This is a genomic window from uncultured Chitinibacter sp., from assembly GCF_945957625.1.
Taxonomy (GTDB): Bacteria; Pseudomonadota; Gammaproteobacteria; order Burkholderiales; family Chitinibacteraceae; genus Chitinibacter; species Chitinibacter tainanensis.
Genome location: NZ_CAMFLP010000007.1, coordinates 35,719 through 48,091, shown reverse-complemented (window position 1 = coordinate 48,091; position 12,373 = coordinate 35,719). Strand labels below are relative to the sequence as shown.

The 12,373-nt window shown below is 59.4% G+C and carries 9 protein-coding genes; 4 read left to right on the top strand and 5 right to left on the bottom strand.

Features of this window, described 5'->3' with window-relative positions:
* Positions 1-94 precede the first annotated feature (94 nt).
* On the top strand, positions 95-2,308 hold the full coding sequence (locus tag QV747_RS09785; RefSeq protein ID WP_273429866.1) for a PAS domain-containing protein: 2,214 nt from the start codon (positions 95-97) through the stop codon (positions 2,306-2,308).
* A gap of 145 nt (positions 2,309-2,453) precedes the next feature.
* On the opposite strand, the gene cysK is transcribed toward QV747_RS09785, so the two are convergent.
* Positions 2,454-3,386: a cysteine synthase A gene (gene cysK / locus QV747_RS09780; RefSeq protein WP_273429868.1), complete on the bottom strand. Its 933-nt coding sequence runs from the start codon at positions 3,384-3,386 to the stop codon at positions 2,454-2,456.
* Between the two features lie 94 nt (positions 3,387-3,480).
* Between cysK and QV747_RS09775 the strand changes: the two genes are divergently transcribed.
* Positions 3,481-4,710 (top strand): multifunctional CCA addition/repair protein, encoded by a 1,230-nt coding sequence (locus QV747_RS09775; protein ID WP_273429870.1) that lies wholly within the window; start codon positions 3,481-3,483, stop codon positions 4,708-4,710.
* A gap of 300 nt (positions 4,711-5,010) precedes the next feature.
* Here the strand turns inward: QV747_RS09775 and QV747_RS09770 are convergent, their stop codons facing one another.
* The 4 genes from QV747_RS09770 to QV747_RS09755 form a co-directional block, all read right to left on the bottom strand.
* Complete coding sequence (locus QV747_RS09770) at positions 5,011-6,657, bottom strand: bifunctional diguanylate cyclase/phosphodiesterase (protein ID WP_273429872.1); 1,647 nt, start codon at positions 6,655-6,657, stop codon at positions 5,011-5,013.
* Entirely contained in the window at positions 6,654-7,466 is an 813-nt protein-coding gene (locus tag QV747_RS09765; protein WP_273429873.1) for an alpha/beta fold hydrolase, read from the bottom strand. Before QV747_RS09765 ends, QV747_RS09770 begins: the two co-directional genes overlap by 4 nt.
* A 148-nt stretch (positions 7,467-7,614) precedes the next feature.
* Positions 7,615-8,649 carry a sensor domain-containing diguanylate cyclase gene (locus tag QV747_RS09760; RefSeq protein ID WP_273429875.1) on the bottom strand — a complete coding sequence of 345 codons (1,035 nt, stop codon included), beginning with the start codon at positions 8,647-8,649 and terminating at the stop codon, positions 7,615-7,617.
* Between the two features lie 51 nt (positions 8,650-8,700).
* Positions 8,701-10,209, bottom strand: coding sequence for a YiiX/YebB-like N1pC/P60 family cysteine hydrolase (locus QV747_RS09755; RefSeq protein WP_273429877.1), 1,509 nt, complete (start codon positions 10,207-10,209; stop codon positions 8,701-8,703).
* Positions 10,210-10,398: 189 nt separating this feature from the next.
* Between QV747_RS09755 and chrA the strand changes: the two genes are divergently transcribed.
* Both chrA and QV747_RS09745 read left to right on the top strand, forming a co-directional pair.
* Entirely contained in the window at positions 10,399-11,709 is a 1,311-nt protein-coding gene (gene chrA, locus QV747_RS09750) for a chromate efflux transporter (protein WP_273429879.1), read from the top strand.
* 58 nt (positions 11,710-11,767) lie between these two features.
* Complete coding sequence (locus QV747_RS09745) at positions 11,768-12,259, top strand: hypothetical protein (RefSeq protein WP_273429880.1); 492 nt, start codon at positions 11,768-11,770, stop codon at positions 12,257-12,259.
* Positions 12,260-12,373 lie beyond the last annotated feature (114 nt).

Below are 12,373 nucleotides of genomic sequence, written 5' to 3'. Positions count from 1 at the left end.
CGCCGGGGCCACAGTTGCCCCGCCTGCCAATCTGGCATACAACTACAACAGGCCTGCCGGTTAACGGCAGGCCGTTGTGATTGCGGGAGGTCATTTGTTGAAGCTGTGGTCCTGGATCAAGCGCTACGCCGTTTTGCTAGCGGTCTTGGCTGGTGGTTTGCTGGTGCTGCTGTCGAGTGCCGCGCTGTTGTTGCAGCAGGTGGAAAGCACGGCGCAGCATCAGCTCGAAGTAATTGCGGCCGGACAGGCCAGCGAGCTCGAAGGGCGGCTGAATCAGCAGCAAGAAGTGTTGCTCGGCCTGCAGGCCGCGGTCACGCTCAACCCCGCGCTGGATCGGCAGCAGTTTTATGATCTGCTGTTGCAAAGCAATGTGCTGTACCGTCATCCCAGCTTGCTGGCCATGGCCTTGGTGCGGCCGATTAGTGATACCCAAATCCAGGCCCATATTGCCGCCGCCCGCGCGGATAAACGCGTGGCTCCGCTGGCCTACAAAGACTATCAGCCCGGCCCGCTCACCGGCGAAAGCCCTTACCAAATTCTGGAATACCTTTATCCGATCAACCGGATGACTGGCGATTTGCTCGGGCAAAATGTGCTGCAATCGCTGGCGCTGAGCGAAACCCTGATCCGTGCGCGCGATACCGGCCGGCTGTTGACCAGCCCCGTGTTTCGCCTGCCGGGCTCAGAAGAGCCGATGTTTGCCTATATCGCGCCGATCTATCGTGATTTACCCCCCGAGCCCTCTATGGATGATCGCCGCGCTCAACATGCCGGCAGTGTGGTGGCACTGGTGCGCTTGCGCGAGGTGGTGCGGCCGCTGATTCGCGGTAACTATGATGACCGCTTGAGCTGGCGCTTGGTTGATCAAGGCTATGCGCTAAAAACCTGGGTTCGGGCGCGGCCAGCCAGCGAGGTGATGCGCTACGAGGTAGCGCCTGAGCTGAAAATCACGCGCTCAACCACGCAGCTGGTGCATTTGCCGGGGCGGCAATGGCAATTGCATTACGACTCGCACACCGAATTTCTGAATGAACATCAAAATGAATGGCTGTTGATGGCGCTGGGCGTGGCGCTGCTTGGCTTGGCCGGGCTGGCGGGGCTGATGCAATACCTCTACAGCTCGCGGCATTGGGCGCTGCAAGTGCTGGAACAAACCAAGGGCGATCAGCTGGAGCGGCAGCAGCAGGTGCAATACCTGTTGCAGGCGGTAGAACATACCCGCGATGCGGTGGTGTTGCGCCAGCCGGATGGGCGAATTTTGTATGCCAATGCCGCCGCAGATGCGCTGTTTTGCCCATCGGGCGAGAAGCTGGCCGGGCAATATCAGGTGCTGTTAAGCCAATCCGAGCTGGGTGAATTACCCTTCCCGCAAAGTTTTGCCAGCCGGCACACGCTACCGGATGGCGAGCTGCGCCACCTCGAAGCCTATTTGCAGCCAATTCAGAATGACCGGCTGCAACCCGTGGCCAATGCTTTGTTTGTACGCGATATCAGTGTCGAGTATGAACAAAGCCTGAGCCTGAAAAAGCAGGCCCAGCGCTTGCAAGAAATGCTCGACCTCTCCAGCGATTGGTTCTGGGAGCAAGATGCCGAGGCCCGCTTTACGCTGGTGACTGGTGGCTTCTTTACCCGCTTTGATATCGCGCCGAATTTCTTCCTTGGCAAGCGTCGCTGGGAGCTGGGCACGGGTGGGCTCACGACGGCGCAGTGGGATGAGCATCGGCATGTGCTGGCCATGCACCGGCCTTATCGCGATTTTGAATACACCTCCCAACTCGGGCGCGAAACCATCATCGTCAGCGTCTCTGGCCATCCTTTGTATGGTGATGATGGCGAGTTTTTGGGCTATCGCGGCATTGGCCGGGATGTTACATCGGTACGGATGGCGCAGCGCGCCTTGCTGGCCGAGCAGCAGCGTGCGCAAGCCACGCTGGATTCAATCGCCGATGGCGTCATCACCACCGATGTTTTTGGCCGGGTGGATTACATCAATCCGGTGGCCTCATCCTTGGTGGGCTGGGAGCTCAGCGCCGCGCGTGGGCAGCCGCTGAGTGCCATTTACCAGACCGTAGACCGGCTCAGTCGCTTGCCGCTGCCTGATCTGATTGATGAGGTGTTGCGCGAAGGCGGGCAATATCACGGCGCGCGGCGCAGTGTGCTGCTGAATAAATTCGGGCTCAATTTCCAGATTGAAGAGTGCGGCGCGCGGATTCGCGATGAGCAGTCGCACACGATCGGCGCGGTGCTGGTATTCCGTGATGTGAGCAACTGGCGGGCGCTGGATGATCGGCCAGAGATTGATTACTAGCTGGATTACTAGCCAGATGACTCGTGATACCGCTTCGTGGCGTGCAGTCGGGCGACTGTGTTTCAGCTAGGTTGTAGAACTTTGGTGGGTATATGGCTGTAAACCTTGATTGATTTGGTTTGCAGCCATATACCCAGGTTGCTGCTTAGTCGGCCAGACCCTCAAACAGCTTGGTCGACAAATAGCGCTCGCCAAATGACGGAATAATCACCGCAATCAGCTTGCCGGCGTTTTCTGGCCGCTGCGCAACCTGAATCGCCGCCCAAGTGGCCGCTCCGGCCGAGATGCCGCACAAAATCCCTTCTTGCGTGGCCATCGCCCGTGCGGTTGCAAAGGCATCGTCATTGCTTACGCGGATCACTTCGTCGTAAATCTCGGTATTCAGCACTTTGGGCACAAAGCCGGCGCCAATCCCTTGGATCGGGTGCGGGCCTTTGGCGCCGCCGCTCAACACTGGGCTGGCGTCGGGCTCGATGGCAATGGCTTGGAAAGAGGGTTTTTTCGCCTTAATCACTTCGGCGATACCGGTAATCGTGCCGCCCGTACCCACCCCGGAGATCAGAATATCGATCAGGCCATCGGTGTCTTCCCACAATTCCTGCGCGGTGGTGTTGCGGTGAACTTCCGGGTTGGCCGGGTTTTCAAACTGCTGCGGCATAAAGTAATTGGCGTGCTCTTCGGTCAGCGCCTTGGCTTTGGCAATCGCGCCGCCCATGCCTTCGGGGCCTGGGGTCAGAATTAGCTCGGCGCCATAACCGCGCAGCAGCGCGCGCCGCTCTTTGGACATGGTTTCCGGCATGGTCAGAACCAGCTTGTAGCCGCGCGCAGCGCACACCATGGCCAGACCAATACCGGTATTGCCCGAAGTGGGCTCCACAATTACGGTGTCCGGGCCCAAGAGGCCAGCGGCTTCGGCGGCATTGATCATGCTGACGGCGATGCGGTCTTTTACCGAATGCGATGGATTAAAGTATTCCAGCTTGGCCACGATGGTGGCGCCCGCGCCGGCACTCACGCGGTTGAGTTTGACTAGCGGTGTTTTGCCGATCAGTTCGGTGACATTGTTGGCAATCTTCATAACCCCATCCTCATGCTGAATTAAGCGATAATCGCTAGATTGTAGACCGGAAATGACGGCCGGCAGAAGTAACTCTTCAGACTAAGGAAATAACATGCAGATTTATCGGGTTGGCGGCGCGGTGCGCGATCGTCTGCTGGGGCTGCCGGTCAAGGATGTGGATTGGGTGGTGGTGGGCGCCACGCCCGCAGCGATGTTGGCGCAAGGCTTTCAGCCGGTGGGCAAGGATTTTCCGGTGTTTTTGCATCCAGATACCCATGAGGAGTATGCGCTGGCGCGCCTTGAGCGTAAGAGCGGTCATGGCTATACCGGCTTTGAGGTGCACGCCAGCCCCGACGTGACGCTCGAAGAAGACTTGCTGCGCCGCGATCTCACCATCAATGCCATGGCCGAAGATGCTGATGGGCAAGTGATCGACCCCTATGGCGGCCAGGCTGATCTGGCGGCGCGCACTCTGCGTCATGTCTCGCCCGCCTTTGCCGAAGACCCGGTGCGGATTTTACGTCTGGCCCGCTTTGCCGCCCGTTTTGGGTTTGCCACCGCGTTTGAAACCATGGCGCTGATGCGGCAGATGGTGGCCGCGGGCGAAGTGGATCATCTGGTGCCCGAACGAGTATGGCAGGAAATCGCCAAAGGCTTGCTGGAGGCGCGGCCCAGCCTGATGTTTGCGGCTCTGCGCGAATCCGGCGCGCTGGCGCGTATTGCCCCAGAGCTTGATGCCCTGTGGGGCGTGCCGCAACGGGCTGATTATCACCCGGAAGTCGATACCGGCCTACATACGATGCTGGTGCTGGATTATGCCGCCGCGCAAGGCTGGCCGCTGGCTACCCGCTTTGCGGCTTTGTGCCACGATCTCGGCAAAGCCCTAACCCCAGCCGAAGTCTTGCCGCGACATATTCAGCATGAAATGCGTGGAGTGCCACTGGTGGAGGCGCTCTGCCAGCGCTTGCGCGTGCCAAGCGAATGCCGCGATCTGGCGGTGCTGACTTGCCGTGAGCACACGCTGGTGCATACCGCCTTTGAGTTACACCCGGCCACGGTGTGGCAGCTGCTGCAGCGCTGTGATGCGCTGCGCCGGCCCGAGCGCTTTGGCCAGCTCTTGGATGCTTGCCTCGCCGACGCGCGCGGGCGCTGGGCGTTTGAAGATTGCGCCTACCCGCAAGCCGATTATCTGCGCGCACTGCTGGCTGCAGCGGCGGCGGTGAATGCCGGCGCGATTGCTGCCGCGTGCGCCGACAAACGGCAAATCCCGCAAGCGGTGGAAGCTGCGCGGATCGAGGCGATTGCCGCGGCCAAGGCGGGCTATCCGCAGCCGGCCAGTTAAGTGGCTATTTTGTCAGCAAAATGTGTGGGTATAGTGGGTGGCTAGATACCACTTGGGTCGGTGCTTTTGTGGCGAGGTGTTGGTGGGAAAGGTGGCTTAAAACGGTTGTTTGGGCGGGTTTTCTTTGTGCGCCAGCTCACGGTTTGTAGTGTGCCTACTTGGCACTACTGCCAAATCTGGTATTATCTCGCTCAGTTTGATGTTGCCACTTCGTGGCAGTGTTCTACCGTTTTTTTTGCGCACATCGAGGGCTTCGGCTCTTGATCTTCCAACCGGCCTTTGGGCCGGTTTTTTTTATGCCTACAGCGCTGTGGCATCGGACGCTCGCGCAAAACGGAAGGTGTTTTTGCCTGCGGTTTTGGCCGCGTACATGGCCTGATCGGCGGCTTGCAGTAATTCGGCCGCCCTTACAGCATGGATGGGAAACTGGGCAATTCCAATCGATACGCCCACCTGCAGCGCCTGCCCACCCCAGTCTAGCGCTTGGTTAACTGCTGCAATCATCCGCTCGGCAATCTGGCTGCTGGCCAGCGCATCCATCGGGTGGTTGAGCAGCACAATAAATTCATCACCGCCAAAGCGCGCCACGGTATCGGCGCTGCGGGTTTGCGCCACGAGCCGCAGCGCCACTTGCTGCAATACCCAGTCACCGGCATCGTGGCCAAATTGATCATTGATTTGCTTAAAACCATCCAGATCCAGATACAGCAGGGCGATGTGTTTGGGTTGGCGCTGTGCGCTGATTATGAGTTGTTCCAGCCGCTCCATGGTCAGGGCGCGATTGGGCAGATTGGTGAGCGGGTCATGAAAGGCCAGATGGCGAATGCGCTCATCTTTTTGCCAGCGCTCGGTGATGTCATTGAGCATCCACACCAGCCGCGGCGCGGCGGACTCGTGTCCCGGCAGTGCCGCCACGGTTTGCCAGGCGAGAAAAGGGCGGCCATCGCGGCGCAGATACCAGCTTTCGCCGGCCCACTGCCCATGCTGCTGAATCGCCTCTAGCAACGCCGGGTGATGGTCGGGGGCATCAGGCGGGTTTAGCGCACTCATCGAGCAGCCCTGCGCAGCGGGGGCTGGCCAGCCGGTGATGCGGGTAAAGGCAGGGTTGACCGAAATAATCTGCAATTGGGCATCGGTAACGACAATGCCTTCGCTGGCTGCCTCATACACACTGGCCGCCAATTGCAAGTCGGCCTGTGCGAGTTTGAGTGCGCTGACATCACTGACCAGCACAAAAAAACCGATCACCTCACCCAGCAGATCGCAATCCGGGGTGAGATTCACCAAGGTGTGGCGCAAGGCGTGTTGGCCAGTGGCCAAGCTGCGCTCAAATTGCTGGGCTTGCCCGGTTAATACGGCCTGAATGGCCGCTTCTTCGTTGGCAAACAGGGGGCTGGCAAGTATCGCGCTGCCGATGATGGCCTCGCTTGTGCAGCCAAACCAATCGTGATACACCTGATTAGCAAAGCGGTAATGCAATTGCCGGTCGACATAGGCCACAAGGCTGGGCAAGGCATTGGCAATGGTGTTTAAAAAGCGCTCGTTATCGGCGAGCGCCAAATTGGCCGCTTCTACCCGCTGGCGGGCATCGAGTAATTCGGCTTCAAACGCACTGCGCTCCTGTGCCACAAAAAATACCCAGCAATATTGCGGCCGCTCGGCACTGCCCGTTTGCTGGCAATTGGCCAGTACCGGTATCAGCTCGCCGTGTGGGCCTAAGAGTTTGAGATAGATCTCGCGCAGCTCCCCATCGCGCAAGAGCATGGGCCATAAATGGGTATGTAGAAAAATCCGCCCGGCCGGGGGCAGCAATTGCTCCAGTCGCAATTGCATGAGCTGCGCCGCCGGCTGCCCGGTGAGCTGACACAAGGCGACATTGACTGAGAGCAGCAGCCCCTGACCATCGCATTGCGCCAGCGGGCAGGGCACCTGATCGAGCTTAATCATGCTGGGGCGCTGGCAGTGGCCTGTAAAAAGCGGCGCATGCTGGCAATCACCAGCTCGGGGTGAGAAAGATGCGCGCAATGGCCGCCCACATCCAGCACTTCCAGCTGGCTATGCCGCAATGCCCGGTGCATGTATTCGCCCACGCTGAGCGGCACCAGTGCATCGCGTTCATGCTGAATAATCAGTGCTGGCGTGGTAATGCGTGTCAGCTCGGCACGGGTGTCGGCAAAAAAAGTGGTGCGGGCAAAGACCCGTGCCACCTGCGGGTCGGTAGAGCAAAAGCTCTCGTTCAGTGCTTGCGTGGTCGGTGAATCTGGCGCGCCGGCGGCCAGCGGGGCCAGATAGTTGGCCCAACCGATGTAGTTCTGATCCATCAGATTCAGGAGCTCATTCAGATCGGCTTGTTCAAAGCCGCCAAAGTAATCAGGTGGATGGTTAAGAAAACTGGGCGAGGGGCCAATCAGGATCAGGCGTTTTATCAGCTTGGGTTGGGCGAGCGAAGCCAGTAGCCCCACCGAGGCGCTCACCGAGTGGCCAACGAAAGTGAGACCCTCGCTAATGCCCAGCGCGGCGCAGATTTCCAGTACATCGGCCACATACCCCTGCAGCGTGCTGTAGCGCTGCGCATCAAAGGCGGCGCGCGCAGAGCGGCCGCTACCGACGTAATCAAACAGGATAAGCCGGTATTCATCGGCAAAGGCCGGAGTGAGGCGCTGCCACATGGTTTGATTGCAGCCAAACCCATGCGCGAGCAGCATCGGCTCGCCATTTCCGAGTTGCTGGACATAATTGCGCTGCAGAATCTCCATCATCCCCTCCGCGCTACAAGCAGGCGTTCAAGTCGGCTTTTCACTATAGCCAAGCGTGGCTATTCATGCGGGCGGATTAGATGGCTGGGGGGTATTGCCCTTATCGCTATTTGGATAAATGACTTCAGGGCAATACAGGTAATGGGTATTAGATGCTGATGCTGTAGTCGCTGTCTTCTTGCCGGATGCGGCTATGGATCAGGAGCTCATGTTGCAGTGGCCGGTACTCCAGCCGATCGCGACCAAGGTGCTTGGCCTGATACAGCAGCTGATCGGCTTGCTGTAATACTTCGCCCAGGCTTTGGTTGCGCTGGCGCTCGACCAGCCCGCCGCTGATGGTCAGGGCGCGCGGGACTTCGAGGCAGTCGCGCGAAAGCCAACGCACGCCGGAGAGGATTTTTTCGCCCACGGCCACTGCTTGCTCCAGCGGGGTGTCGGGCAGCAGCACGACAAACTCTTCCCCGCCCCAGCGGGCAATCAGGTCTTCGGCCCGCAGCAGGCGCTGAATATGGCGCGCCACCGCCTGGATAGCCAGATCGCCGGCCGAATGGCCGTACTGATCATTGATGGATTTAAAATGGTCAATGTCTAAAAATAGCACCGATAGCGCACGCTGATGCCGGTCGGCGCTGCCAATGAGCCGCTGTGCTTCCTGCTCGAACGCCCGGCGGTTGGCCAGCCCGGTGAGCGGGTCTTGGGTGGCCATGCGCGCCAGTTCACGGTTGGCCCGCTCCAACTGCGCGGTGCGGCGGCTGACCATTTCTTCCAAGAGCTCATTACTGCGGCGCAGCAGCTGTTCTTGCTCCTGCAGTGTGCGCAGGGTGTTGGTGAGGGTGGACACATCACTCAAAATGGTGATGATCTGGGCGCTGCCATCGGGTTTGATCAGCGTTTTAAAGGCGGAATGCACAAACAGGGCGTGGCCGTCTTTATGCCGCACCCGCCACTCGCTGGGCGCGGCGCGATCTTCGGTGAGCGCCAGCTGCAGGATTTCCGGCTCGCGTGCTTGGTCTTCCGGCAGCAAAATCAGGCCAAAGGTCTGGCCCAGTAGCTCCGCGCGCGCGTAGCCAAAAATACTGCAATACGCGTCATTCACATGCAAATAGCGACCCGCCTCATCGGCAATGGCAATGCCGGAAGGGGAGAGATCAAACAGCGCTTGCAGGATTTCGGCGGTAATCATGCCGTGGCCTTCAGTCGGTGAGGGTGAAGTGAGAGCAGCACGGAAAAAAGCTCAATTTTGCGCCATCCATGTTGCTTTCGGATTAATCAGTTTGGCGAGCTTAGTGCGTAAATCGTTTTGTTGGCGCTGCCCCGCGCGATACAGCACCACCGGGTCGAGTAGCGGCTGTGGGCCGATGGCCAGCTGCGCGACGTTATCCGGGCTGATGGTGTAGCGCCCCAGGGTTTTATCCAGCGGCCAGGGCAGATCTGGGAATACCACATACGCCAGCTCCGAGCAGACGATGCGTTCGTGCGTCAGCACATCAAAATTAAAATCGTATTCTTTGCCCACTTGCGCCACGGTGGTTAGCGCGGCTGCTTGCAGATAATCGCGTTCACTGCGCAGGTTTTGCCGCAGCACTAACAGATCATCGATATCCAGAAAATGCTCTAACCGGCTAATGGTCACGCCGCTGCGCAGCGCCTCGACTATGCGCCCGCCCTGGCGGATTTTCTGCTGATGCGCGGCCGGAATCCGCTCCCATACACCCAGCTCGCGTAGTTGGGCTTCGCTTCCCAGCCAAATCGCCACATGGCCATAGTGGCCGGGGATCATTTTGTCGGTGAGGCGGAAGGGGGTTTTTTCCAGCAGGATATCCATTGGCTGCAGCTGGCTTTCGAGTTGCGCCTGTTCGCTGGCGGGCATATCACGCAATTTGCCGTTGCGGGTTTTAACCAGCCCCAGCATATTGCCAAAGCCCATGCTCAGCCCAAAGCTGACGGTGTTTTCCAGGCTTTTTTCCTGCTGGCTAAGATTGCTCACCAGCTGTTTCAGGCTGCCGCTGCTGAGCGCCAAGCTGTTTTCGCGGTGTAGCTTTACATACCACACCGTACTTTGGCTCAGCGCATAGTAGTCGTTTTCGGCCGGGCTACTATCCAGGCCTCGCTCGCGGCGCTGCTGCATGAGTTGGTCAACAAACTCGGTCGCGCGCTTGAGGCGGGTGCGGTATTCGGCCGAGTAATAGTTATTCGAGAGCTGGCGCAGTGTGACATTGTTGCCGACATCGTAGGTCAGCAGATAAGCAATGGCCGGATTATTGCGGTAGGGCTCAATCGCGATCTGGTAGCTATCCATCAAAACCAGCGCCGCCGCCAGCCCACGTTGGATGTCTTCGAGCAGGGCCTGCCCGCGGGCATCGCCGGGGTTAATGTAGGCGCTGCGAATGCCTTTGCTCAGCGCCTGGGGCGGGTTATCCAAGATCAGCTGCGCATCGGTGGCTTCGTGCTGGCTTAATTGCAGATTGACATTGGTTTGAAACAGCGGCGCCATCTGGGTGGCATAAGGTAGCAGGGCGGCACGCAATTCGATGTAGCGCAGTGCCATTGCTCGTAGCTGATTGCTTTGCGCGCGGGTGAGCGGTGGCGTTTCGGCTTTGGTGATCTGATTTTTTACGGCAAATTGATAGGCCTGGTTGCGCAGCGATACCAGCTGCGCCACCTGCGATTGAAATTGACTACTGCTCTCGCTGGCCACCGCGCAGTGTGCCAGCAGTCCGAGCAGGATGCACATCCAGCGCATACGGCCTCCTGTATAGATGATGATGATGGCGTTAAGCGCTTATTTTGTAAATATAATCCCTAGCTCGTGTAGGGCTGTTGTTGCACTTTCTGACACTGTGTTCAATGCTGCTTTGCAACATCTGTCGGGCTGTGCTGGGGCCGCGCTTGCGGCATAATCGCCGCATTCAGCCTAAGCGGAGGCTCTATCTTGCTGACCCCAACGATTTCCTTTGCGACTGCCTTGCGCTTCTGGTTCAAGCTGGGCTGCATTAGCTTTGGCGGCCCGGCCGGGCAGATTGCGCTCATGCATCGCGAGCTGGTGGAGGAAAAACGCTGGATTAGCGAGCCCCGCTTTACCCATGCGCTGAACTACTGCATGTTACTCCCCGGCCCGGAAGCCCAGCAGCTGGCCACCTATCTGGGGTGGCTGATGCATGGCCGCCTTGGGGGTATTGCCGCCGGCGCGTTATTTATATTCCCCTCGCTGATTATACTGCTGGCAGTATCTGGCCTGTATGTCCATTACGGCAATGTTGGTTGGGTAGCGGCGGTGTTATATGGCATCAAGCCGGCGGTGACCGCGATCGTGGTGCAGGCGGTGTATAAACTGGGCCGGCGCACGCTGCGGCGAGGCGTCTTGCTGGCGCTGGCGGGCGCGGGATTATTGGGTAGTTACTTAGGCGTGCCGTTTCCGCTCTTGGTGACCGTAGCCGCCTTGCTGGGCTGGGCGCTGGCGCGCTACGCGCCGACTTACTGGCCAGTGGACAGTGCTGGGCATGCAGCAACCGCTGAGCCCGCCGAATCGGCTGCAGCATTGAGCGCGCAGGCTGTGCATACCCGCTGGCGGCCACGTTCGGTGCTCGCGGTGGCGCTGACAGGGCTGGGCCTGTGGGCCGCTACGCTGGCGGCGCTGCATCTTTGGGCGGCGCCACTGTATACCCAGCTGGGCTGGTTTTTTACCAAGGCGGCCTTGCTAACGTTTGGTGGTGCGTATGCAGTGTTGCCCTATGTGTATCAGGGCGCTGTGCAGCACTTTGGCTGGCTGAGTGCCGGGCAAATGCTCGATGGCCTCGCGCTGGGAGAAAGCACGCCGGGGCCGCTGATTATGGTGGTGACTTTTGTCGGCTTTCTGGCGGGCTTTCAGGCCGCCAGCGGCGGGCAAGACCCGTGGCTACTGGCGCTTGGCGCCGCGCTGTGCGTGACGTGGTTTACCTTTCTGCCCTCGTTTGTGTTTATCTTGGTGGGGGCGCCGCTGGTGGAAGCCAGCCGGCAAATCCGCAGCCTGCAAGCGCCCTTGTTGGCGATCAGCGCACTGGTGGTGGGGGTGATGCTCAATCTGGCGCTATTTTTTGCCGGGCATGTATTCTGGCCGCAGGGCTTCAGCGCTTGGCCGGATATGACTGCGCTGGGTCTGGGTCTCTTGGCCGCGTGGGCGCTGCTGCGCTGGCAATGGTCGGTGCCGCGGGTACTGGTATTGGCCGCGGGGCTGGGTCTGCTGCGCCATGCCTTTGGCGGATAAGGCTGGGCGTGAGGCGGGCGAGGGCGTAGAATCACCGCAACTTGAAAAGGATCAACCCATGCAAAAGAAAGCCCTGAGCGAATTGCTCGAAATCATCGTGGACGGCAGCCTCGATCACGACGATATCCAGGCCATGCTCAATGAAGTGATCGCCGCCGCCGATGATGCGGCCGCCTATCTGGCCAACGATCCCCAATCGGCCTATCGGCCGGAGCTGAATCTGCCGCTGTGGCAGTGGGTGTTGCTGGAGCAGCTGGAAGACGGCCTGCTGTTCCGCGCCGATGATATTCCGGCCTTGTATGCCCAGATTATCGATGCCTTTGGCGATGATGAACTCGAGCTGCCACTGGCCGGCCTGGACGGCCTGAGCGAACAAGCCGCCTTGTACAAGGTGCAAGATGAGCTGGAGCCGACCTTTACACTGGTGAATTTCAGCCAGCCTTTTGGCGCGCGCTGGCAAACGGTGCTGGTGCGCAGCCAGAAGCTGAGCCGCTTTCTAGATCTGGCCAAGGCACTGGAAATCCCCGCCCGCCCCAGCGATCTGGCTTAAACGCCCGCCAGCAAAAAGCCCCGCAGTCGCGGGGCGCAGGCTGCTGACCCCGTGGTAGAACAATGTTCTTCAAGTCTCGGCAAAGCCGAGCCCGGGAAATAGGCATTTAATCTG